At 64.1% G+C, this 21,859-nt stretch carries 20 protein-coding genes and 1 pseudogene; 7 read left to right on the top strand and 14 right to left on the bottom strand.

Going from position 1 to position 21,859, the window contains the following annotated elements; all coding sequences use genetic code 11:
* Nucleotides 1–65: 65 nt before the first annotated feature.
* Complete coding sequence (locus tag AZC_RS06690) at nucleotides 66–764, top strand: Crp/Fnr family transcriptional regulator (RefSeq protein WP_043879004.1); 699 nt, start codon at nucleotides 66–68, stop codon at nucleotides 762–764.
* A 119-nt stretch (nucleotides 765–883) separates the two neighbouring features.
* On the opposite strand, the gene AZC_RS24315 is transcribed toward AZC_RS06690, so the two are convergent.
* The gene (locus tag AZC_RS24315) at nucleotides 884–6,391 is read right to left on the bottom strand and encodes a Calx-beta domain-containing protein (RefSeq protein WP_012169829.1); all 5,508 of its coding nucleotides are present in this window, start codon (nucleotides 6,389–6,391) and stop codon (nucleotides 884–886) included.
* A gap of 240 nt (nucleotides 6,392–6,631) precedes the next feature.
* Between AZC_RS24315 and AZC_RS06675 the strand changes: the two genes are divergently transcribed.
* Genes AZC_RS06675 through AZC_RS06665 form a run of 3 tightly spaced genes read left to right on the top strand, consistent with a single transcriptional unit; the run spans nucleotide 6,632 to nucleotide 8,904 of the window.
* Nucleotides 6,632–7,765: a sensor histidine kinase gene (locus AZC_RS06675; RefSeq protein ID WP_052285879.1), complete on the top strand. Its 1,134-nt coding sequence runs from the start codon at nucleotides 6,632–6,634 to the stop codon at nucleotides 7,763–7,765.
* Nucleotides 7,750–8,484: a LytR/AlgR family response regulator transcription factor gene (locus tag AZC_RS06670; protein ID WP_043879003.1), complete on the top strand. Its 735-nt coding sequence runs from the start codon at nucleotides 7,750–7,752 to the stop codon at nucleotides 8,482–8,484. Before AZC_RS06675 ends, AZC_RS06670 begins: the two co-directional genes overlap by 16 nt.
* 54 nt (nucleotides 8,485–8,538) lie before the next feature.
* Nucleotides 8,539–8,904: a LysR substrate-binding domain-containing protein gene (locus AZC_RS06665; protein ID WP_012169826.1), complete on the top strand. Its 366-nt coding sequence runs from the start codon at nucleotides 8,539–8,541 to the stop codon at nucleotides 8,902–8,904.
* A 166-nt stretch (nucleotides 8,905–9,070) separates the two neighbouring features.
* Here AZC_RS06665 and AZC_RS06660 read toward each other — a convergent pair whose 3' ends face one another.
* On the bottom strand, nucleotides 9,071–9,859 hold the full coding sequence (locus AZC_RS06660) for an SDR family oxidoreductase (RefSeq protein ID WP_012169825.1): 789 nt from the start codon (nucleotides 9,857–9,859) through the stop codon (nucleotides 9,071–9,073).
* Nucleotides 9,856–10,185: a nuclear transport factor 2 family protein gene (locus AZC_RS06655; RefSeq protein WP_043879002.1), complete on the bottom strand. Its 330-nt coding sequence runs from the start codon at nucleotides 10,183–10,185 to the stop codon at nucleotides 9,856–9,858. The genes AZC_RS06660 and AZC_RS06655 overlap by 4 nt, the downstream gene beginning before the upstream one ends.
* A 124-nt stretch (nucleotides 10,186–10,309) precedes the next feature.
* On the opposite strand from AZC_RS06655, the gene AZC_RS06650 reads away from it, so the two are divergent.
* Nucleotides 10,310–11,200: a LysR family transcriptional regulator gene (locus AZC_RS06650; protein ID WP_012169823.1), complete on the top strand. Its 891-nt coding sequence runs from the start codon at nucleotides 10,310–10,312 to the stop codon at nucleotides 11,198–11,200.
* A gap of 41 nt (nucleotides 11,201–11,241) precedes the next feature.
* Here the strand turns inward: AZC_RS06650 and AZC_RS25435 are convergent, their stop codons facing one another.
* From AZC_RS25435 to AZC_RS06640, 3 genes are read right to left on the bottom strand one after another with little or no spacing between them, the layout of a single operon-like run.
* Nucleotides 11,242–11,514: a transposase gene (locus AZC_RS25435; protein WP_012169822.1), complete on the bottom strand. Its 273-nt coding sequence runs from the start codon at nucleotides 11,512–11,514 to the stop codon at nucleotides 11,242–11,244.
* A 25-nt stretch (nucleotides 11,515–11,539) separates the two neighbouring features.
* The gene (locus AZC_RS06645) at nucleotides 11,540–11,944 is read right to left on the bottom strand and encodes a hypothetical protein (protein WP_012169821.1); all 405 of its coding nucleotides are present in this window, start codon (nucleotides 11,942–11,944) and stop codon (nucleotides 11,540–11,542) included.
* Nucleotides 11,945–11,973: 29 nt separating this feature from the next.
* Nucleotides 11,974–12,372, bottom strand: a complete 399-nt coding sequence (locus AZC_RS06640; RefSeq protein ID WP_043879001.1) for a hypothetical protein — start codon at nucleotides 12,370–12,372, stop codon at nucleotides 11,974–11,976.
* Between the two features lie 188 nt (nucleotides 12,373–12,560).
* On the opposite strand from AZC_RS06640, the gene AZC_RS06635 reads away from it, so the two are divergent.
* Nucleotides 12,561–13,379: an AraC family transcriptional regulator gene (locus AZC_RS06635; RefSeq protein WP_012169819.1), complete on the top strand. Its 819-nt coding sequence runs from the start codon at nucleotides 12,561–12,563 to the stop codon at nucleotides 13,377–13,379.
* A gap of 2 nt (nucleotides 13,380–13,381) precedes the next feature.
* Here the strand turns inward: AZC_RS06635 and AZC_RS06630 are convergent.
* Nucleotides 13,382–14,528 (bottom strand): annotated as a pseudogene (locus tag AZC_RS06630) (IS3 family transposase).
* Nucleotides 14,529–14,638: 110 nt separating this feature from the next.
* Nucleotides 14,639–15,259 carry an FMN-dependent NADH-azoreductase gene (locus AZC_RS06620; RefSeq protein ID WP_012169818.1) on the bottom strand — a complete coding sequence of 207 codons (621 nt, stop codon included), beginning with the start codon at nucleotides 15,257–15,259 and terminating at the stop codon, nucleotides 14,639–14,641.
* A gap of 87 nt (nucleotides 15,260–15,346) precedes the next feature.
* Here AZC_RS06620 and AZC_RS06615 point away from each other — a divergent pair, with 87 nt between their 5' ends.
* The gene (locus tag AZC_RS06615; protein ID WP_012169817.1) at nucleotides 15,347–15,724 is read left to right on the top strand and encodes a winged helix-turn-helix transcriptional regulator; all 378 of its coding nucleotides are present in this window, start codon (nucleotides 15,347–15,349) and stop codon (nucleotides 15,722–15,724) included.
* A gap of 94 nt (nucleotides 15,725–15,818) precedes the next feature.
* Here the strand turns inward: AZC_RS06615 and AZC_RS06610 are convergent, their stop codons facing one another.
* From AZC_RS06610 to AZC_RS06585, 6 genes are all read right to left on the bottom strand, one after another.
* Nucleotides 15,819–17,351 carry an IS66-like element ISAzca2 family transposase gene (locus AZC_RS06610; RefSeq protein WP_012169816.1) on the bottom strand — a complete coding sequence of 511 codons (1,533 nt, stop codon included), beginning with the start codon at nucleotides 17,349–17,351 and terminating at the stop codon, nucleotides 15,819–15,821.
* Nucleotides 17,352–17,393: 42 nt separating this feature from the next.
* Nucleotides 17,394–17,750: an IS66 family insertion sequence element accessory protein TnpB gene (gene tnpB, locus AZC_RS06605; protein WP_012169815.1), complete on the bottom strand. Its 357-nt coding sequence runs from the start codon at nucleotides 17,748–17,750 to the stop codon at nucleotides 17,394–17,396.
* On the bottom strand, nucleotides 17,747–18,187 hold the full coding sequence (gene tnpA, locus AZC_RS06600) for an IS66-like element accessory protein TnpA (RefSeq protein WP_012169814.1): 441 nt from the start codon (nucleotides 18,185–18,187) through the stop codon (nucleotides 17,747–17,749). Before tnpA ends, tnpB begins: the two co-directional genes overlap by 4 nt.
* Nucleotides 18,188–18,454: 267 nt before the next feature.
* On the bottom strand, nucleotides 18,455–19,063 hold the full coding sequence (locus AZC_RS25430) for a 2Fe-2S iron-sulfur cluster-binding protein (RefSeq protein ID WP_052285878.1): 609 nt from the start codon (nucleotides 19,061–19,063) through the stop codon (nucleotides 18,455–18,457).
* A complete protein-coding gene (locus tag AZC_RS06590; protein ID WP_012169812.1) occupies nucleotides 19,012–20,913 on the bottom strand; it encodes an FAD-binding oxidoreductase in 1,902 nt (633 codons plus the stop codon). Before AZC_RS06590 ends, AZC_RS25430 begins: the two co-directional genes overlap by 52 nt.
* A gap of 275 nt (nucleotides 20,914–21,188) precedes the next feature.
* Complete coding sequence (locus AZC_RS06585) at nucleotides 21,189–21,776, bottom strand: TetR/AcrR family transcriptional regulator (RefSeq protein ID WP_012169811.1); 588 nt, start codon at nucleotides 21,774–21,776, stop codon at nucleotides 21,189–21,191.
* Nucleotides 21,777–21,859 lie beyond the last annotated feature (83 nt).

Below are 21,859 nucleotides of genomic sequence, written 5' to 3'. Positions count from 1 at the left end.
GCACGTTAGTTGATCTGGACCGACGAGATTGCGTAGATTTCCGCAATCTAAGCGGGAGCTTCGCCATGATCCGACCTTCCGAGTGCGATGCCCTCCGCGTGCACGGCTGGCTGTCGGAAACCGTCGAGACGTTCCGCAATGCCGTGCTGGAACGCTGTGTGCCAAGGCGGTTCGCGCGGGGCGAGACGCTTTATCGGGCCGGGGACGAAGCCGGCGGTCTCTATGGGCTCGTGGATGGGGCCTTCGGCGTGATGGTCGACCCCGGAGCGTCCGCGCCCTTTCTCGGCATCCTTGCTCGGCCCGGCTTCTGGATCGGCGAGGCCTCGGTCATCACGCGCGGACCACGGGCCATCGGCATCGTCGCCGCGCGCGACAGCCACGTGGCCCACCTCCCTCTCAGGCAATGGGATGCCATCGCCCGGGCAGAGCCGGAGGCATGGCGCTGGCTCGCTTATCTGACATTGCGCAACGAATTACTGGCGCTCGCCGTCATCGACGCGCTGCGCCAGCGGGGGGCCGAGGGCCGGCTCGCTGCGATACTCGCCGTTCTGGCCATGGGCGCGGATGCCGGGGAAAAAGGCATCAACGGCACGGGGGGAACCGTCATCGAAATCAGTCAGGATGATCTCGCGTCCATGGCGAACCTTTCGCGTTCGACGGCCGGTCGTGTCCTGGATTCCTTCGAGGCCTGCAGCCTCATCAAGCGAAGCTACAGGACGCTGAATATTCTCGACCTCGAAGGGCTCAAACGTCGGCGTGCCTGATATTGAGAAGGTTCCCAAGCCCTCGTCGCGACGAGGAGATCGGCCGACACAGACCGCCTTGCGGCGGTCGGCAGACGAACTGACAGCGCCGGGCACCCGGCCCGGCGCGACGTCATAGCTCAGAAGAGCAGCCCCACATGGGTGGGATCCAGATGGCCGGTAGCGGTGAAGCCGAAGCTGATCTCCGCATCGGCGCCCACGGTGCCGTTCCACGCGGCGTTGCCGATCACGTAGCCGTCCGCGTCGTGGGACAGGATCTGCGCGTTCCAGATGCTGGAAATCTCGTTCGGCATCTCCACTTTCACCTGCCAGCCGGAGGTCGGGATCGTTCCGTCATTGTGGAGGGAGATGTTCGCGTTGAACCCACTGTTCCAGGCATCGACCACCGTGAGTGTCCCGTGCAGATCCGTGTGGGTCGGGGTTGTGGGCGTCGTGGGGGAGGACGGCGTACCGTCATTATCGAGGATGGTGCCGGTCCCCGTTCCCTTGGCGACGGAAACGCCCACGGGATTACTGAGTACGACGGCGAAATGCTCGGTCGCCTCGGCCGCCTTGTCGGCGGTGATGGCGATGGAGATCACCTTGGTCGTCTCACCCGGCTGGAACACTACCGTGCCGCTCGACGCGGTGAAGTCGGCTGCGGAGGCCGCGTCAGGGGCCACGGTATGATACTCGACGCTTACCGCGGTGGACGCGGCTTGCGACAATGTCACCTGGAAATCCGCATGGACGCCGGGCACCCCTCCCCCGCTGCCGTCCAGCGCCGGGAACGGCGCCTCGATCGGCGTGAGATAGACCATCTTGTTCTCGTTCACCGTCGACCAGTCGTTCTGGAGGATGCCGCCGGTGTCGGAGGAGTTGGGGTTCCACGACCAGAAGGTCCAGCTCGGCCCGTGCTCGCCGGCGGAGATGTCTTTCACGCCGTCATTGTTGAAGTCGCCGCCGAGATAGGCGGTGATGGCCTTGAACCAGGCCACGTCCTTGGGGTCGGTGAGCTTGGTGCCAAACTCGCCGATATAGACCGGGGCGATCTGCTCCTTGTAGATGAAGCCCCACATCTGGTCGAACTTGGCCGGCAGATCGGCGGCGAAGTTCGCACCCTGGAACCAGGGTTGGGCATAGACCGAGTTGGGATAATCGTGGGCTGAATAGACCAGCTTGTTGTCCACGTTCAGCTCGATGGGATGGTCGCGCACGCCCATCAGATTGCCGCCCCACCAATAGTTCTGGCCCTGGTAGGTGCCAATGCCCTCGACGAAAATGAGCCAGTTGTCATTAACGGCACCGATGGCATTGCCGGCGGCGGTGGCGGCGCGGGCCCAGTCATTGGTGCCGCCGTCGCCCCAGGTGCCGTTATAGGGCTCGTTGTGGAGATCGGCGCCGATGACGGAGGTGTCGCCGGCATAGCGGGTCGCCAGCATCTGCCAGTCGGCGATCCAGGAGGCTTCAGAATGGCTCGAGTCGTACCACAGGCCGTTGGCCGAGGTGCCGTCGCCGGCGCTGCTGCGGTGGTGGTCGAGGATGATCTTGATGCCGATCTCGTCTGCATATTGGACGATCTTGTCCATCACCTGCAGCGAGGTCAGGCCCTTGAGATCTGGGTTCTTGGAATAGTCGATGCTGCCGGCCTGGCCGGTGGAATGGAGCATGTCGCTGGAGAAAGGCAGACGAATGGTGTTGAACCCTTCATCCAGCATCTGCTGCATCATCTCCTTATAGCCTCGGGTCCACAAGCCGTGCGGCGAGCCGGTGTTGGATTCGAACCCGAACCAGTTCACCCCGGCGATCTGCACGCTGTTGCCATCGGCATCGATGATCTGGTTGCCAGAGGTGCTGAACCAGCCGGTGGCGGTGGCGACCGCCGGATTGCCTTCGGTCACGGTGACGTCGCCGATGGACACGGCGGGCGTTCCCCCGCCCGGCGTCACGTCGTCATTGACGATGGTGCCGGTGGCCGTGCCTGTGGCGATGGTGGCGCCGGCGGGCTGGGAGAGGATCAGCTTCAGCGTCTCATTGGCTTCCACCGCCGTGTCGCCATTGACCTGCACATGCACCACCTTCGAGGTCTCGCCCGCCGCGAAGGTGATCGTGCCCGAGCCCGCCACATAATCGGAGCCGGCGGTGGCGGTGCCGTCCGCCGTGGCATAGTGCAAGGACACCGGCGCGGTGGTGGCCTTGGACAGCGACACGGTGAAGGCCAGGTCCGTGATGCCGGACGCGCCCTCGTTGACGCTGGCATCGGCCACCGACACCGTTGGCACAACCGGGGCCACGTCGTCATTGGTGATCAGGCCCGCGCCGGAGCCATCGGCGATGGTGGCGCCCGTGGGCGAGGAGAGTGTGAGAGAGAGGGTCTCGTTGCCCTCCACCAGCGTGTCGCCCGTCACCTGCACATGCACCTGCTTGGAGGTCTCCCCCGCTGCGAAGGTGAGCGTGCCCGAGGTGGCCCCATAGTCGGAGCCGGCGGTGGCGGTGCCGTCCGCCGTGGCATAGCGCAAGGTCACCGGCCCGGTGGCGGCCTGCGACAGGGTGACATTGAACACCAAATCCTTGGTGCCGGAATTGCCCTCGGTGACGCTGGCATCGGAGACGGACACGGTGGGCACCACCACCGCCGCATCGTCATTGGTGATGGTGCCGGTGGCGGTGGCGCGCACCAGCGTCGCCCCGGTGGGCGCGGAGAGCTTTAAGGCGAGGGTTTCGTTGGCTTCCACCGTGCGGTCGCCGGTGACGGCCACATGCACCACCTTGGAGGTTTCCCCCGGCGCGAAGGTCAGGGTGCCGGAGGCGGCGGTGAAATCCGAGCCCGCCGTGGCGGTGCCGTTGGCGGTGCCATAGGCCACGGTCACCGCCGTGGCCGAGGCCGCCGAGAGGGCCACGGTGAAGGCCAGATCCGAGGTGCCGGAATTGCCTTCCAGCACCGAAGCGTCCGACACCGACAGGGTGGGCAGCGTCGGGGGCAAGCCACCGCCGGAGGGCTGGCCATTGATGAGGAAGCCGCTCGCCGCCGTGCCGCCTGAGCCGGCGGTGGCCTGGAAGCCGAAGGACGTGTCCTTCCCCGCCCCCACGCTGGCGTTATAGCTCATGTTTTTCAGCACATAATGGGTGCCCACATGGCTGACGATGGTGGCATTCCAGATGTTGGTGATGGTGAAGCCGGCGTCGAATTCCACCGTCCAGCCCGCAAGCGCGCCGGCGCCGGCCTCCACGGTCATGGCGGCGGTGAAGCCCGCCCCCCAGTTGCTGGTGACGCTGTAGTCCACCACGGCCCCGCCGCCCGGGGTGCTCGACACATCGTCATTGGTGATGGTGGCGGTGGCGGTGCCATGGCCGAGCGTGGCGCCGGAGGGGGATGACAGCGCGACGGTGAAGGTCTCGTTGGCCTCTACCGCCGTGTCGCCGGTCACCGCCACCTGGATGGTCTTGGAGGTCTCGCCCGGGGCGAAGGTCACGGTGCCCGTCTTGGCGGTGTAGTCCGAGCCCGCCGTCGCAGTGCCATTGGCGGTGGCATAGCTCACGCTCACCGCCGACGTGCTGGCCGCCGAGAGGCTCACCACGAAGCTCAGCGCCGTGGTGCCGGAATTGCCCTCCACCACGGACGCGTCGGCGATGGACACGGTGGGCACCACCACCGCCACATCGTCATTGGTGATGGTGCCGATGGCCGAGCCGTCGGCGATGGTGGCGCCGGAGGGGGCCGAGAGCGTCACCGTGAAGGTCTCGTTGGCCTCCACCACCGTGTCGCCCTTCACCGCCACCTGGATGGTCTTGGAGGTCTCGCCCGGGGCGAAAGTCACCGTGCCGGTGCCGGCGGTGTAGTCCGAACCGCCGGTGGCGGTGCCGTCGCCGGTGGCGTAGCTCACGCTCACCGCCGTCGCGCTGGCGGCCGAGAGAGTGACCGTGAAGCTCAGCAGCTTGCTGCCGCTGTTGCCCTCGCTGATGGCCGCATCGGCGAGGGCGAGCGTGGGCAGGGGCGCCGCCAGATCGTCATTGACGATGGTGGCGATGGCGGTGCCGTCGGCGATGGTGGCATTGGTGGGGTTGGACAGATTGACCTTGTAGGTCTCGTCCGGCTCCACCACGGTGTCGCTATACATGTGGGCGTGGATGGTCTGGGTGGTCTCGCCCGGTGCGAAGGTGAGCGTGCCGTCCAGGATCTCGTAATCGGTGCCGCCGGTGGCGGTGAGATCGGACGAGGCGTAATGCACCGTTATGGTCTCGGTGGAGGCCTTGTCCAGCGTCACCTGGAAGCGGAAATGGGCCATGTCCGTATTGCCCTCCACCACCGAGATGTCGGCGATGGAAATCTTCGGCGGCACGCCGGGGCTGGGGTCGGGATCATTGTCGATGATGGTGCCCACCGCCGAGCCGTCATTGATGGTGGCACCGGACGGCGCGGACAATTGCAGGCTGAACGCCTCGTTGAGCTCGTGCAGCGTGTCGCCGGTGACGGCGATGGCGATGGTCTTCTGCGTCTCGCCGGCGGCGAACGTCACCGTGCCCACGGCGGACGTATAATCCGTGCCGGCGGTGGCGGTGCCGTTGAGGGTGGAATAGCTGACGCTCACCGGCCCGTCCGCCGCATGGGACAAGGACACGGTGAACAGCATCTGCGCCGCGCCGGCATCGCCTTCCACCACTTGCGCGTCGGACAGGTTAATGACCGGCGGCGCCACGGGCTTGGGCGCGGCATCGATGGTGCTCTGCCATTCGGCGCGGGCGGAGGTGTCGAGGGCGATGATATTGTTGATCGCCAGCGCACCGATCTTCACGCCCGTGAGCGTATAGGTCTGGTGGTTATTGGTGATGGAGATGACGGTGGAACCGTTCACCTCGCTGATGTCGAATTCATTGGCCTTGAACCAGCCGAAATCGAGCTTGTCCACGGCCGGATTGAACGCCAGCGTGGTGCTGCTGTCGTAATGCCATTCGATCTTGTAGGTGGTGCCGGTGACGCCGCTCGGCGCCTCGCCGCTGCCGGCGGCGGTGGGCCAGGTATTGGTGCCGGCGATCTCCACGCCCTGGGGGATGACCTGGCTGTCCGGCACGGTAGTGAAGCCCAGCTGCAAATGCACCCGGTCTTCGCGCACCTCGGCAGAGTAAAACACGAAATTGTTGACGGTGAGCTGCGCCTTGGTCACCCCCAGCAGAATCAGCGCCTGACCGGTGCCGGAATTGGAGATGATGACGCCCTCTGAGCTGTCGCTCATATAGATCTGTTCACGGGTGCCGAAATAGCGGAAGTCCACCACGTCGGTGGCCGGGTCGAACGCCACCTTGTCGATCTGCCCGAGTTCGTGCGAGCGGGCATAGACCGTGTGCGGGGCCGGAACGATGCCGTGTTCCCAAGCCAGCGCGCCGGAGAGGGTCTGGCGCAGATGGTCGTTCACGATCGGCACGAAGCTGTCGATGGTCAGTTGCGCCAGCGAAACGCCCTGGACGATCAGCGTCTCCCCCGACCACGGATTCATGAAGCCGACCCCGGTGGGGGTGTCGACAACGATGAAATTATGAACCGAATTGTCGCCCAGGTTCAGCTTGTCCTTGGCCGGATCGAACCCGATGATGTCCGCGCCTGCGGTATCCACCACGAAGATGCGGCCGGAAGAGGTGCTGGTGTCCGCCATGATCGGGCTCCCTTTGCACGCTTGGTGTGTGCTTCTGCCCCTTTGGTCTCACAAAGCGCGGGTCAAGTTCATGGCTGCATCCGCGCTACTCGGTGAAGCAGCCCGGAAAAACGACGAACCTGCCGCAGCGGCCTGCCCCAGCGGCCCGAACAGGTGGCACGCCACCCGCCTTGCCCAGCACCGGCAAATGCCGTTACCTCGGTGAGGAGTTGTACGAACGGGGTTCCGCCGGAGTGGGATGTGTCGATATTCGCCGATGAGGTCAGCACCACGCAGGGACGCGTCCGCACTTCGTGGTATCGCGTGCCGGTGTTCTGGCGGGTGCAGCTGGTGGTCTGGGGGGTGTTTTCCCTGGTGGATCTGGCCACCCGCAGCATCGTCTACCAGAATTTCGCCCTGGCCCTGACCATCACCCTCATCGTCGAGCCGCTGCTGATGCTGGTGGCTGCCACCCTGCGTGCGGCGTTCGGGCGGCTGGGTTTCGAGGGCCGGCTGTCCGGCATGGCGCTGGCCTGCATCCTGCTGCTCAGCGCCGCGAGCGCCGCGGCGGTGGTCGCGGCCATCACCCTGGTGCGTGCGCCCATGGGATGGAACATTCCGGACTGGAATTCCCGCCAGGAAGTGCTGACGCCTTTCGCATATTACATGCTGGTCTTTGTCGGATGGAGCCTTGCCTATTTCTGGGTGAAGGCGGAGCTGGGCGGGCGCACCGACCGCCAGCGCGCGGCGGTGGCCGAGGCCGAGGCGCTGCGGGCGGAGCTCCAGCAATTGCGTCTCCAGCTCAACCCGCATTTCCTGTTCAACGCCCTCAACGGCGTGGCCGAAGAAATCCCCGAACATCCCACCGCCGCTCTCGCCATGCTGCGCGACCTCTCCGCCTATCTGCGCCATTCGTTCGCCGGAGTGGACAAGACTGTGGTCAGCGTCGCCGCCGAGGCCGAGGCGCTCGCCGCCTATCTGCGCGTGCAGGAGGCTCGCTTTGGGCCGCGCCTCCACGCGCAGATTGCGCTCGATCCCGATGCCTCCGGACGCAGTATCGTCAGCTTCCTGCTGCAACCCCTAGTGGAGAACGCCGTAAAATATGGTGACCGGGCACAGCATCTGGACTTGCGCGTACTGATCCGCGCCGAGGGCGCCGACCTGAGGGTGCGGATCCAGAACAGCGGCACGCTGGCGGAGCCGGCCCAGGCGAGCCTCACCCGCACCGGCATCGGGCTGGAGAATGTGCGCCGCCGGCTGGCACTGCATTATCCCGGCCGCCACTCCTTCAGCCTGCACCAGGAGAAAACCGGCCCGCAGGCCCCCGATTGCACCCATGGCGACGTGGTCGTGGCCGAACTTCTGCTGGAGGGCGAGCCGTGCTCCGGGTCGTGATCGTCGATGACGAGCCCCTGGCCATCCGCGCCATGCGTCGGCTGTTGGCCGCCCACGGCGACGTGGCCATTCTCGGTGAAGCCGACAACCTGTCCGGGGCGGTTCAGCTCATTTCGGCGGAAAAGCCGGATGCGGTGTTCCTCGACATCGACCTCGGAAGCAGCGACGGCTTCCAGTTGATCGCTCGGCTCGATCAGGCGCCGCATGTGGTGTTCGTCACCGCCCATGCGCAATATGCGGTGGATGCGTTCGCCGCCGCAGCGGTCGACTATCTGCTGAAGCCGGTGATACCCGAGCGCCTGGCGGAGGCCATCGCGCGCCTGCGCCGCAACCGCCCGCCCCCGGCAGCCGGCGGCGAGAGCGGGGGCGCGCACGACATCCTGGAGCTGCGCACCCCCAACCGCACGGTTCTCGCCAGCCCCGCCGAGATCGCCGCTTTGTGCGCGGAGGGCGATTTCACCCGCGTGGTGCTGGCGGACCAGCCCTCCTTGCTGATCTGGCGCACCCTCAGCCACTTCGAGAGCGTGCTGCCCGCCCCGCCCTTCGTGCGCCTCAGCCGCTCGCTGATCCTCAACCGCGACCGCCTGCGCAGCTTCGAGACCCCTTCTCGCAACCGCTCGCGGGTGACGCTGGACGGTGTCGGCGAGCCTCTGGTGCTGGGCCGCGCGGCCACCAGCCGCCTGCGCGACGTGGTCTCCGGCGGCACGGAGCGGCTTTAGGCGGAGGAACGGACGGGACGCCAGAGGCTGCCTGTGGTTGGTGATCCGAAATGAATGCGTGAATTTCCGCTTCAGAGTTCGGGACAGGCCCTGCGCTGGTCGTTCAAGCTCGGTGACCGGACGCAGGAGATGATAACGGACGCCGCCATCGTGACGGATGTCAGCGACGCCGTAGCGGCGGTCCTGGCGGCAGGCGGGGGCATCGGCATATCACCCACCTTCGTTGCGGCACCTTATGTCGCGCGCGGCCTTCTGGTGCCGCTTCTTCAGGGCTATTTCGCGCCCCGCTCGGCCATCACGGCGCTCTGGCCGGAGGGACGCCGCGCCAGTCCCAACGTCAAAGCCTTTCTCGGTTTCCTGACCGACATATTCCCGCGCGACCCGCCCTGGGATGCCGTGCTGCGCGCGAATGGTGCGTGATAGATCGGCGGCTGACGACCAGCGAGCCGTGCACGCCGTTCAGGCGGGTCTGGCGCCAGCAAGGGACCATCGCTCTTAGTCACAGGGCGGAGGTCGAGTGCATCGGGCCATGGGCGCGTGTCTTTCCACGCTTGACCAGTTCGGCCAAGCGTGCCCCCCACCCCGATCAGACGGTGGGGACCGTGCCGCCGTCGATAACAAACTCGGCGCCGTGGATCGAGGCAGCGCGATCAGAGGCCAGGTAGGCGATGAGGTCGGCAACCTCATGAGGTTCAGCGCCGCGACCTATGGAAATGCCGCCAAGACCGGCCAGCACGAGCTGGCGCGCGTCCTCGATCGTGCCGCCGTTCGCGGCTTGGATGCGCTTGAGAAAGACATCGGTCCCCTCGGTCATGATCCAGCCGGGAGACACGGCGTTGACCCGCACGCCCTTCGGTCCCAGTTCCTTGGAGATGGACTTGCTATACGTCCTGAGCGCGGCCTTGGCAGCGGCGTAAGCGGTGGTCGCCTCGGGAAGCGGCAGGACGGATTGGATGGAGGTCACGTACACCACCGCGCCGGCGCCCCTCTCGATCATTTGCGGCACGAGAAGACGATCCAGACGCACGGTCGCCAGCAGGTTCAGGTTCAGTTCGGACAGCCAATGATCGTCGGTCAGGGCGACAAAGCCACCTCCGGGCGCGGAGGAGCCGCCGAGCACATGGGCCAGGATGTCGACGCCGCCCAGGCGCTCGAGCGCCGCCTTCGCGAAGGCTGTCCCGCCCTCCGCCGTAGTGAGGTCGGCCTGGACATACTCGACGCCGTCGATCCGCTCCAGTGTTCCGCGGGCTGATGTGATCACCCGGGCGCCGCCGGCGAGGAAACGGTCGACGGTGGCGCGGCCCAGCCCCCTGGTGCCGCCGCTGATGAGCACGCGCTTTTCCGCGAACTCGGTCGGATCGACTTTGATGGTCATGCCGTGATCTCCACGGCTTTGATCGCGTCGTTGCCGAGGGTAAAACGATAGGTGAAGCGGATCGGGCTGCCCTTAAAGTCGCCATGGGCTGGGCCTTCCACGACGACTTGGCCGTCCTCGTGCCTGACGCTATCCGGCGTGAAAATGGCGCTCGCGGCAACCACCTCCTCTTCGAGCAAGCGCCTGATTTCGGCGTGTCCCCGAAAAGCGGTGCCGTTGTCGCGAAGGACGGCATCGGCTGAGAAGGATGCCAGCATGCCATCGACGTCCAGTCGGGCGTTCGCGGCCACATACGCGGCAATGGGAGTGGGAAGCTCGATCGGCATGGTTGTTTGTCCTGCTAACGGAGGGCTGCAACCGCGGCGGCTGCCCCTGCACGCCAAGCTAGCGATAGACAACTGGCGCGATAACCAGGACAATTCGGGACGGCTCATCACGAAAATCGGGATAATGATGCAGGGCAGCCTGACCGAATTGGACGCCGTTCTCATGGTGGCCCGTCATGGCAAGTTCCGGACGGCTGCCCTTGAGCTGGGGCTCTCGACGACCGCGCTCAGCAACGCGGTCGGAAAGCTGGAACGCACGCTCGGCGTCCGCCTCTTCAACCGCACGACGCGAAGCGTATCCTTGACGGAGGCAGGCCAGCAGTTCGTCGCTCAAGTGGCTCCTGCCCTGCGGGACATCCATGAGGCGATGGAGGTTGTGCGCTCTCAAAAGGCCACGCCGTCCGGCACACTGCGCATCAACGCCTTTCCGACGGCGGCACGGGAGATTTTCTCCTGGCTCGTCCTACCGTTTCTCCGGATGTATCCGAAGGTCCACATCGACATCGTCACAGAAGGTCGGCTGGTGGATATTGTCGCGGGCGGCTTTGACCTTGGCGTCCGGAGCGCCGACCTTGTGCCGGTCGACATGATCGCGCTCCCCTTGGGCGGCGGGCGGCGAAATGTTGTGGTGGCCACCCCGCGCTATTTGAAAGCGCACGGAATACCCGTGATGCCTCAGGATCTCGCCGGCCATTCCTGTTTGCGCGTCCGGCTTCCCAATGGCACAATCTACCGATGGCCGTTCGAAAAGGACGGACAATCGGTCCATATCGCGGTGGAGGGCCCCATCACCCTTGACGAAGCGAGCCTCGCACGCGCCGCGGCCCTCGCCTCCATCGGTCTCACACTGGCGATGGAATCCGACGTGCGGGACGACATCGAAGCCGGCCGCCTTGTCCGCGTGCTTGAAGACTGGACCCCGGCTCTGCCGCCCTTGAGCCTCTACTATCCGAGCCGCCGCAATCCGACCGCGGCGTTCAAGGCCTTCGTCGATTTCGCGCGGAGGCAGGCCTGATGGGGGCGATGAGGCTTGCAGCGATAGCTCAAGGAGTCCGCTCATGGGCTGCGCAGGCACACATCGGATGGACACCCGCCACAGACCACATCGACAGGTTCGCGCTTGCGGAGAGACCCTACATTTTTTCCACGGATCACATCCTGCAGCATCTCCAGGTGCTGGACAGGTAGGTACGGCACCAGCTTCCGCAGCATGGTGCTCTCACGCTCAAGCTGCTTGAACCGCCACATCTCCAGCGACGCAGGGCCGTCGTTCTTCTTGCCGTTGAAAGAGGTGGTCTGGCTGAAGCCCGGCCGGCGGCGCGCCAGCATTCAAGCGAGCGGGCGACGGCGTTCGTCAGGCTTTCGCTGACCCGGTGCGTTCCAACAGCAGTTCCCCGGCGATCGCCATGGCCTCTTCGCGGGACGCGGCGAGGCGCAGCGGATAGCCCCAGAACTTGGCGAAGGCTACGCCGAACGGCTTGAAGGCCAGACGCTTGGCGGCGCTCGGTTCGATCACGATCAGGGCCAGCACGAGCGAGCGTAGTTCCGCCTTGTGCTTCTTCATCCACAGCGAGGTGCGCTTCTTTTCCTCATGACTGTGCTCGTGGTCTTCGGCCGGCGCGGAATCGGTCAAGATCACGAATGGCGCGCCGCGCTTGAGATTGGCCTCCAGCTCCGAGAAGTCCTCGTCGTGGTCATGATCGGGAGCGTGGTCATAACTCATCCAGACGTGCGGGAAGTTCGTGCTGTCCAAAGGCATCTATCGTCTCCTAACTCCAATAAATACCTTCAGCGCGCGCGCATGTGCCGCCACGACAGGATCAGCGCGACCGCGCCTGGGAGCGTGACGGCCAGCAGTTCCAGGGCAACGAGATGGATCCCGTCGCGCAGACCGTCGGACACGCCGCCGAGCATGCTCAAGATGACAAGAAGGCCGCCAAGCACGAGCATGGCCCAATCGCTCGCGCGCCGTCCGGCCAGCGCCAGCAAAGGCGGGATCACCCAGGCGCCGTAAAAGAAGGAAACGCCGAATAGCGCGGCGGGGCCGAACGTGATGGCCTGCATCGCTCCACCGCTCCCGACGTAACTGTTGATGTAAGAGAAGCACTGGATCGTGACGAAGATCGAGGCGCCGACCGGTGGAATCAGCCAGGCAAGTGCGAGCTCAACGGGCTTCTTTTCGGTCACGTCACCACTCCTATCCGAATTGCTGGATCGGGCCGTTGAGCGCTGCCCCCGCGCGAGAAAGCGCGCGACCAGATCGCTGCATGTCCCCTCTAGCTGAATGAAATAAGCCCGCCGACGAATGGCGTCATTGCGCAATCCCGCCCCTACATGTTTCAATCCAGCCAAAATCGAAAACGCCGGGGCCTTCGATGTATGTGGACGTCCGTAGCGATTGGCTTTCCTATGTGGACGAGGTGCCGCGCGCGCTCGTCACCGCCAACGCCGTCGCCAGTCTCGAGAGCCTGGAACAATCGCCGCGGCACCACCATCAGAAAGCGCAACTGCTTTTCACCGTCCGTGGCGTGATCAACTGCGAGGTTGAGGACGCAGTCTGGATCGTGCCGCCGCAATGCGCAGTGTGGATTCCGGGCGGGGTGCCACACACCGTTTTCGGCTCAGGCGAAGTGGAGTGCATCTCCCTCTTCATCGAACCTCCTGCGACGCCAGAGCTGCCGAACGCATGCTGCACGATCACGGTTTCGAGCCTTCTCCGTCACCTGTTGATGCGCGCCAACGAGCTTCCGGAGCTCTATGACGTCGACGGCCCGGACGGCCGCATCGTTTCCGTTATCTTCGATGAACTGGCTGCGGCGCCGGTCGAAGACCTCCGCCTTCCAATCCCTGGCGACGTGCGCCTGAAGAAGCTCACCGACCTGTTGATCGCAGCGCCTGCGGATCACGCCACCGTCGCAGAGTGGGCTTCCCGCATCGCGCTCAGCGAGCGCAGCCTGAACCGTATGCTGGCGGAGCAGGTGGGCATGAGCTTCGGCCGCTGGCGCCGGCAATTGCACGTGGTCCTCGCCTTGCGGCGTCTGAGCGCCGGCCAGACCGTCCAGGCCGTCGCGATGGATCTCGGCTATGAAAGCGCCAGCAGCTTCGTGACCATGTTCCGCAAGATGGTCGGCAAGCCGCCGAGCCGCTACCTGATGGAGCGGCTTGACCTGCCCCTATTGAGTGGTCCGGCTTGAGTCTAATGCATTGTGGGCCTGTTGGGCGCATTTGATGTTGGCGGCACCTGCGGCACGATAACGGCCGGTGCCGGAGGCTTGTAGCCGAGCGCGGAGTGTGGCCGCTCGGTGTTGTAGTGCCGGCGCCAGTCCTCGATGACGATCCTCGCCTCGGCCAGGCTGTAGAAGATCTCACCGTCGAGCAGTTCATCCCGGAGCTTGGAGTTGAAGCTCTCGCAATAGCCATTCTCCCACGGCGAGCCGGGCGCGATGAAGGCCGTCCTGGCCCCGACGGCCGTGATCCAGTCCCGCACCGCCTTGGCGATGAACTCCGGGCCATTGTCGGAACGGATATGGCTGGGCACGCCCCGCAGCACGAACAGGTCCGTCAGCACGTCGATGACCGCGGTCGAGTTCAGCTTGCGGTCAATGCGGATGGCCAGGCACTCCCGTGTGAACTCGTCGATCACGTTCAGCATGCGGAACTTCCGCCCGTTGTGGGTGCGATCCTCGACGAAGTCATAGGACCACACATGGTTGGGATGCTCCGGCCGCAGCCGCAGGCAGGACCCGCCGTTGAACCACAGGCGCCCCTTCTTCGGTTGCTTGCTTGGCACTTTGAGCCCCTCCCGCCGCCAGATCCGCTCGACCCGCTTCACGTTCACCACCCAGCCGGACGCCTGCAGCAATGCCGTGATCCGCCGATAGCCATAGCGACCGTATCGGGTGGCCAGTTCGATGATGTCCGCGGTCAGGCCCGCCTCATCGGCACGGCCCACTGGAACCTTGCGTTGCGTGGATCGATGCTGCCCCAGAACCCGGCACGCGAGCCGCTCCGATACGCCGAGCTTGGCCACGACGTGCGCGATGCAGCGACGGCGACGGGCGGGGCTTAGAAGTTTCCCGACGCGGCTTCCTTCAGGATCAGCTTCTCCAGCGTCAGGTCCGAAACCGCCTTGCGCAGCCGTTCGTTCTCCTTCTCCAGATCCTTCAGCCGCTTCACCTGGTCGCTCTCAGCCCGCCGAACTCCTTGCGCCAGCGATAATAGGTGAACGCCGTCACCCCGATGGCCCGGATCGCCTCCGCAACCGGCCGCGCCTGCGACACCAAAACGTCGACCTGCCGAAGCTTCGCGACGATCTCTTCCGGCTTGTGCTTCTTCTGCGCCATCGCGCCATCCTCCAAAGGCTCAAAAAGCCTACTTCACGGAGGACCACTTTTCAGGGGGCAGGCCAAAGATCGATCTGCAGCATTTGGTGATCCTTCTGGTTTGGCCGCCGTCAGGCGGCCGTTTCCAGGATCGAGCGCACTTGGGCTTCGGTGGCGGCGATGGCGGCCTTGGCCGCCTCGGGCCCGAAGACGGTGCCTTCCACGCGGATGATTTCGACGTCGGTCAGGCCGACGAAGCCCAAGAGGTGGCGCAGATTGCCGGTCTGGAAATCAAAGGGCGCCCAGTCGCCTTCCGAAAAGACACCGCCCGCAGCGGTGACGAGATAGACCTTCTTGCCGGTCAGCGTTCCCTGCGGCCTGCCCGCTTCGCCATACCCGAAGGTCACACCCGGCCAAGTGATATGATCGAACCAAGCCTTGAGCTGCGAAGACGGGCCGAAATTGATCATGCCCGAACCCAAGACGATCACGTCGGCGGCCTTCACCTCATCGACGAACTCCTGGGCAAGGGCGACCGCCTCGACCTGCTCGGGCGTGCGTGCCTCCGGCGGCGTGACGCGGCCGTGAATATAGGCCTGCGTGATATGCGGCGGCGGGTTGGCCGCCAGATCGCGCGTCAGTAGCGCGCCGCCAAAACGTGCCTTGAGGCCTTCGGCGATCTCGGTCGCGAAACGGGTAGACAGGCTATCGGCGCCCCGAGGGCTGGACGTCACGAGGAGGATGCTGGTCATGGATTGCTCCGACGGGAACAGGGCGGTAATTTCTTGTTACCGACGCTATTAAAGTGACCGCCACGCTGCTCGCAAGAAGGCACTCCGATGACCCTTAGTGACATTGATTTTCCTACCCCCGGCGAAGGGGACGACTGTCGGATGGTCCGGGAAATCCTTGATCTCATCGGCGACAAGTGGACCCTGTACATCATCGCGACGCTCAAGGATGGGCCCGTACGGTTCAATGAACTGCGGCGTCGCATCGACGGCATTTCTCAGCGGATGCTAACGATTAACCTGCGCAGTCTGGAACGTGACGGGTTGGTGAAGCGGACCTTGTTTCCCACGATTCCGCCGCGCGTCGACTACGAACTCACGGATGTGGGGCGGACGCTTCTCGCGCCCGTCATGACGCTCGTGACATGGGCGAACAGCAATCAGGAGAACATCAAAGGCGCCCGCATCCGATACGACGCCAGCTAGTTGGTATGGGATATCACCTACCGGATTCGGTGCGCTGTCGCGGGACCAAGGTCGATCGAAGGGCTGCTTCCCCCTAAAAGCGTAAGCGTCGTCTTCAGGCCACGTTGCTGAGGACCGGCTGTGCTGGGTAGGCCCATGGCATGAGGTCGTCGATGCGGCTGTTGGGGTGGCTGTTGACGATGCGGGTGATGACGTCCGCGAGGTAGGCCTGGGGGTCGATGTCGTTGAGCTTGCAGGTCTCGACCCGCGAAGCCATGACAGCCCAGTGCTCGGCGCCGCCGTCGGAGCCGGCGAAGAGCGCATTCTTCCGGGTCAGGGCCAGGGGTCGGATGGAGCGCTCGACGATGTTGTTGTCCAACTCGACGCGGCCGTCGTCGAGGAACGGGGTCAGCCCCTGCCAGCGCGAGAGCGCATAGCGGATCGCCTCGGCCAGCTTGGTCTTCTGGCTGATCAGAGCCAGCTTCTCGCGCAGCCATGGCTCCATGGCCTCGATGATCGGCCTGCTCTTCTCTTGGCGCGAGGCTCGGCGCTCATCTGGGGTTCGGCCGTGGATCGCAGCCTCGAGGCGATAGAGCTCGGCGATGCGCTGCAGGGCCTCGCTGGCGATCGGCGCGGGACCGCTCTGAGCGAGCTCGTAGAAGCGGCGGCGCACGTGGGCCCAGCAGAACGCCAGATTCACGGCGTTGCGTCCGGCTAGCGCCTTGTAGCCGCCATAGCCATCGACCTGCAGGATGCCGCTGAAGCCGTCGAGGTGGGCGACCGGCCGCTCGCTCTTACGATCGGGGGCATAGACATAAGCGACGGCGGGCGGATCGGCTCCGCCCCACGGACGGTCATCACGGGCATAGGCGAAGAGCTGCCCGGTCTTGGTGCGGCCACGGCCGGGATCGAGCACCGGCGCCGTGGTCTCGTCGGCGAACAGCTTGGTCGAGGCCCTTAGCATCGCCAGCAGCCGCTCGTGGACAGGTCGCAGCAGGAAGGCGGCGCGCCCGACCCAGTCCGCCAGCGTCGAGCGGTCGAGCGCGATGCCCTGCCGCGCATAGATCTGGACTTGGCGATACAGGGGCAGATGGTCGGCGTATTTCGAGACCAGCACATGGGCGACGGTTGCCTCGGTCGGGATGCCACCTTCGATCAACCGAGCCGAAGCGGGGGCCTGCACCACCACGTCCGCGCAGGACCGGCAGGCATATTTCGGCCGCCGCACCACCAGGACGCGGAACTGGGCAGGCACCATGTCGAGCCGTTCCGCCACATCCTCGCCGATGCGGTGCAGCTTGCCGGAACAGCAGGGGCAGATGTCACTCTCGATATCGATCACGGTCTCGATCCGCGGCAGATGGGCGGGCAAAGCACCGCGGTTCGCACGGCGTTTGGCCACCCGCTCGGCCTTCTCGGCCGGCACCTGTTCATCGGACGCGGCGAAGTAGGCAGCCTCGACCTGTTCGGCCTCTTCGAGCGCCAGCAGCAGTTGGTCCTCGGGCAGGCTCTCCGCCCGCCGTCCGAAGCGGTGGCGCTGCAACTCCTTGATGATCTGGCGCAGGCGCTCGATCTCCGTGTCCCGCGCGATCAGCATCGCCTGGAGCGTCTCGGGGTCACGGGGGGGCTCGGTGGAGAGCGAGGCCATGACCGGAAGTGAATCACATTCGCCAGGCCCCTGCGAGCCTCTTCAGCTGGCGGTGACCGGTGTCATCGTGCGCTGCGCCTCATGCACTCGCCGCCAGTCGAGGCCCTCGAGCAGGGCCTGGAGCTGGGCCGACGTCAGCTGCAGGGTGCCGTCCTCGATCTTCGGCCAGCGGAACTCCCCGTCCTCAAGCCGCTTCGCCACCAGCACGACGCCGGTGCCGTCCCAGAACACCAGCTTCACCCGGTCCGCTCGCTTGGCCCGGAACACGTACACGGTGCCGGAGAACGGATCGGCGCCCATGGTCTCGCGCACCAAAGCGGCGAGACCCTCCGCCCCCTTGCGGAAGTCCACCGGCCGTGTCGCCACCATGACCCGGACCGCGCCGCTCGGGCCGATCACGATCCGGCCTTCAGCGCGCCGAGCACCGCTGCGATGGTGGCGGGCGAGGCCCCGTTCTCAATCGTCACCCTGACCCCGGCGACGTCGACCTCGATGGCTGCCGCGCGACGTTGCCGATCACGCGGCTTCGGCCGTGACGGTTGGGCGGACGGCTCAGATGCGGGAACCGGTTCCGGAGCGACCACCGCCGGCACGAAAGCCGGGATCGTCTCGCTCGCTTTCCGCGCCTCACGGCGCCACGTGAACAACTGCTGCGGCGACAGTCCGTGGCGGCGCGCCACTGCACTCACCGTGGCTCCAGGCTCAAAGCTCTCGGTGACAATCCGCGCCTTCTCCTCGGGAGCCCACTCTCGGCGACGCCCGGCTCCGGTGAAAACCTCGAACCGCCGCACCGGCTCCTCGGCGCTAGATTTAAGCGTAAGCTCTGAAATCGTCATATGTCCAAGCCCTCCAGGCTCGGAACATCGCCCCCTCAGCCTCGCCGGCGAAAGGTGGGGGTAGGACGACGCTTACGCCGTTTGTGACCAGCGCAGCGAACGTTCGCTCTCCGCCCTCTACGGTCAGTCGCACATCGTAAAATGAACGGCGGCTTTGCGGATCGGTCGGCAATATCTGAACGACCAACATGGCGGCGCTTTGCCGACAGACGGCACCGGGGCAGACTGGTGGCGGTCCGCTTTCGGAAGAGAGGCCGTGCAGCCATCCTACACATCCAACGCCACATCGCCGTCGGGTTGCGCCTGACAGGCGAGGATGTAGCCTTGCGCCCTTTCTTCATCGCTCAGTGCATCGTCTGTTCCCAGGCGAACCTTGCCACTTGTCAGCTTCACGCCACAGGTTCCTGAGCGGCACGCGCTATCGATGAAAACCCCAGATTCATCCGCCACATCCAGCAATGTCATGCCCTCGCGCGCGGCTGCCGAAAGATGTGATTCCCGAAACGATACAGTGGCAATCACCTTGCCGAGCTTTTGGGCTTTTTTGCTGGGATCACGTCTGTCGGTTCCGAAACCCTCCGTTTTCACCTGGCTGTTCGGCACGCCCAACTGATGGAGCGCAGCCTTGACGGCGTCCATCATCGCCGGAGGACCGCAGATGAGGGAGGGATGAAGGGCGATGTCCGGAACATGAGCCTGGATGAAGCGGGCATTGATGAAGCCGGTCGAACCGGTCCAGTCGTCGCCTTGCGCGTTGGTGACGGTGGTGGCGACCCGCAGCCGGGGATTGCGCTTCCGCAGGCTCCCAATCTCCCGCCTGAAGATTATGTCCTGCGGGGTAGGAAGCTGGTGAGCAGATAGATGGTGCCAGGCCACTGAGTGTCGGTGAGGTATCGAGCGATACTCATCATTGGCGTGATGCCGACGCCGCCTCCGATAAGGACCACACTCGGCCCCTCGCGACCTGAGAACACGAACATGCCGCCGGGGGCCTCGATATTCATGAGGTCGCCCACGGCCACTTCGTCGTGCAGCCAACGCGATACCAGACCGAATTGCTCTCGTTTGACTGTAATCTCAATGCGGTCACGCCAGCTCGGTGGCGAAGCTATCGTGTAGGAGCGCCGGGTCGCGATGCCGTGAGGGGCAATGTCGAAGGTGAGATACTGGCCCGCAACATGGGTGAACGGAATGTCGCCGCCCTTAGGATTGACGAAGCGGAATGTCTTCACATTCGGCGTAACCTGCTCGATATCCTTCAGAAGCAGAGCGCCGTACCAGCGAGCTTTTCCGGTTAGGGCATCGTTCTTTTCAAACGGCCGTATCGCCGGCACAATCAGCGAGGCCTCTGGGATCACCTCGACATGCTTGCGCTTGATTTCCGGTGACGGGAAGCACTTGCCGAACGCCAGCAGCAGCCGCGGATCGCCGGAGATGCGGATCTTTCGCGTTGCCAGCGCCCAAACGATGTTCTTTTCCTTTGCAAGGAACCCGAGCCAGGTCTTTGCATCCGCTGTAACACGAATGCTAGCCTTCCCGATAAGCCCCTCGCGAACGGTGATTTTGCGGTCCTTTATCGTGATCGTCGCGTCGCGATGATCCGCGCCGGTAAAGGTAAAATGAAAGACGGCGTCGAGCCCGCGCGACTGCTCGGGCTGGAAGACGATCGGCATGAAGGTCAAGAGCCCAGAAATTGTCCGGGGCGTCATACCGTTACCGACAGGTTTGACGGTCTTGTTTTTCCATTTACGGCGGGCCACCTGATCAGCGTCAGTTCCGGCAACGACGTAGATGGTCTCCGGCCGCTCCTGGAGGGGCCGCACAATCTCGCGGCGATGGGCAGCCTTGTCATTTAAATACGGACCGATCACATCCTCGCCTGCAGGGCAAACGGCGAGGCAGTATGCGGATTTGTAATTGGCTCCGTAGGTCAGGCTTTGCCACATCGAAGCGGTTTCAGGCTCGTTGACGCGTTTGCGATAATCAATGGCATCCTTTGCGTCAGCGATCTGCTCGACCCAATCGTTAAACCCACCCATGAACTCGCGGTAATTGTGGGTGAAGCAGGCCTGAAAATTGAACGCGCCATCTGGCTTAATGGCGCCCACCGGGCAGACAGCCACGCAAAGATTACATTCAAGGCACGGATTGTAATCAATCGACTGATCAACCGCACTGACATCCTGATCGAGCAGGACTGTTCCCAGCAGGACAAAGTTGCCGAACTTCGGGTGAATCAGGTTGCGATGGATACCCATGCGACCGAGACCTGCTGCAACCGCCACCGGCTTGTGCGAAACGATCCAGATGGCCGCGCCGGGATTATTCTGCATTTCCATGGGAAAACCCATGGAGGGGTTCACCGCACGAATGCCGCTATCCTGCAGGCAAGAGACGATGCGTGCGGCGATTTCGTTGGTCTCATAACCGGCGCGGTGGAATTCCAGGTTGGAGACAGAGCGCGGCGTTCCGCGTACCGGCTCACGCACCATCTTTACGACGAAGCTGAGCAGAGTGCGTGTCCACGGATAATTCTTGAGGATTTCGTCGCGCTGCGGGTCAAGTTCAGTGCGTCCGATTTCAACCAGCCCGACGTCGTGGGCGCCGCACTCCAGCGCGAGCTTGCGCAACTCATTCGCATCGATGGGGCCAGCTATACTTGCGGTCTCGCCCAGTCGACCTGATGCGCGAAGCTGCCTGACCGTAGGATGATCATCGAGGTTCATGCTCTTGCCTCAGTGGTTGCCATTTTGACAATCGGGCTTCCCGATCAAAACGGGGACCGGCCTTCATTCTTTCTTGGAGTGAAGTGAGGCGATTCGGGTCTCTAGAACGCGGACGCGTCGTTCCAGGAGATCGAATTCATCGACTTCCATAGCCGCCGCGAATAGATAGACTTTTTGTATAAATTTCCGCACTGCGACACGGAACAATTGCAATCGACCCATCATTTTCATCAATCGCCCGCCGTATGAATGACAAAATAATTTCAATGTTACATTTACGCACATTCTTGACGATTGCCGGTTTGCAGCAGAACTGCTTCAGCGGCGGACTGCAGGAGCTTCCGTGAGAGCTTGGGATCATTGACAGCCCGTGCGAGCAATACAGCGCCGACCATCGTCGCCATTACTCCCATGGCCTTGCCATTTGGGTCGTGATCCTCGCCCACCCAGCCAGCTATCATTTCAAGATGATCTTTGATGCCGTCCTCGAACGCCGCTCTTACGTTCGCCCCCTGGCGCGCAGCATCTGAGCCGAGCGCGACCACCGGGCAACCATCGGTCTTTTCGGTGCAGTGCCCCATGCTGAGATAGAAACGCATGATGGCCGCGAGCGGATCTTCGGGATTGGATGCAGCGGCCGTCGACCACCTCTCCACCGCGCCTGCGAGCGCACTTCTAGAAGCCTGAACCGCCAGATCCTCCTTGGACTCGAACTGCTTGTAGAAGGCACCTTGCGTCATGCCCGCACCGGCCATCAGGTCCTTCAGGCCGATGCCGTCGAAGCCGTGCTCGCGAAAGAGACGGCTCGCCACACTGATCACCGTTTGCCGGTTTTCTTCCGCCTGAATTCGACTGACGCGCATAACTGACCTCCCGAATTTAGATTGCGTTCGGCATCTATATCCAATATAGCGTTCGGACGCAATCTAATTTGGCAGGCGACGGC

It is taken from the genome of Azorhizobium caulinodans ORS 571, from assembly GCF_000010525.1.
Taxonomy (GTDB): domain Bacteria; phylum Pseudomonadota; class Alphaproteobacteria; order Rhizobiales; family Xanthobacteraceae; genus Azorhizobium; species Azorhizobium caulinodans.
This window is presented reverse-complemented; position numbering and strand designations above follow the sequence as displayed.

What these genes read in the sequence shown, in the direction of transcription:
- AZC_RS06690 (WP_043879004.1), top strand. Translation starts at nt 66, where the DNA reads ATGATCCGACCTTCCGAGTGCGATGCCCTCCGCGTGCACGGCTGGCTG.
- AZC_RS24315 (WP_012169829.1), bottom strand. Translation starts at nt 6,391, where the DNA reads ATGGCGGACACCAGCACCTCTTCCGGCCGCATCTTCGTGGTGGATACC.
- AZC_RS06665 (WP_012169826.1), top strand. Translation starts at nt 8,539, where the DNA reads ATGCGTGAATTTCCGCTTCAGAGTTCGGGACAGGCCCTGCGCTGGTCG.
- AZC_RS06660 (WP_012169825.1), bottom strand. Translation starts at nt 9,859, where the DNA reads ATGACCATCAAAGTCGATCCGACCGAGTTCGCGGAAAAGCGCGTGCTC.
- AZC_RS06655 (WP_043879002.1), bottom strand. Translation starts at nt 10,185, where the DNA reads ATGCCGATCGAGCTTCCCACTCCCATTGCCGCGTATGTGGCCGCGAAC.
- AZC_RS06650 (WP_012169823.1), top strand. Translation starts at nt 10,310, where the DNA reads ATGATGCAGGGCAGCCTGACCGAATTGGACGCCGTTCTCATGGTGGCC.
- AZC_RS25435 (WP_012169822.1), bottom strand. Translation starts at nt 11,514, where the DNA reads ATGCTGGCGCGCCGCCGGCCGGGCTTCAGCCAGACCACCTCTTTCAAC.
- AZC_RS06645 (WP_012169821.1), bottom strand. Translation starts at nt 11,944, where the DNA reads ATGCCTTTGGACAGCACGAACTTCCCGCACGTCTGGATGAGTTATGAC.
- AZC_RS06635 (WP_012169819.1), top strand. Translation starts at nt 12,561, where the DNA reads ATGTATGTGGACGTCCGTAGCGATTGGCTTTCCTATGTGGACGAGGTG.
- AZC_RS06620 (WP_012169818.1), bottom strand. Translation starts at nt 15,259, where the DNA reads ATGACCAGCATCCTCCTCGTGACGTCCAGCCCTCGGGGCGCCGATAGC.
- AZC_RS06615 (WP_012169817.1), top strand. Translation starts at nt 15,347, where the DNA reads ATGACCCTTAGTGACATTGATTTTCCTACCCCCGGCGAAGGGGACGAC.
- AZC_RS06610 (WP_012169816.1), bottom strand. Translation starts at nt 17,351, where the DNA reads ATGGCCTCGCTCTCCACCGAGCCCCCCCGTGACCCCGAGACGCTCCAG.
- tnpA (WP_012169814.1), bottom strand. Translation starts at nt 18,187, where the DNA reads ATGACGATTTCAGAGCTTACGCTTAAATCTAGCGCCGAGGAGCCGGTG.
- AZC_RS06590 (WP_012169812.1), bottom strand. Translation starts at nt 20,913, where the DNA reads ATGAACCTCGATGATCATCCTACGGTCAGGCAGCTTCGCGCATCAGGT.
- AZC_RS06585 (WP_012169811.1), bottom strand. Translation starts at nt 21,776, where the DNA reads ATGCGCGTCAGTCGAATTCAGGCGGAAGAAAACCGGCAAACGGTGATC.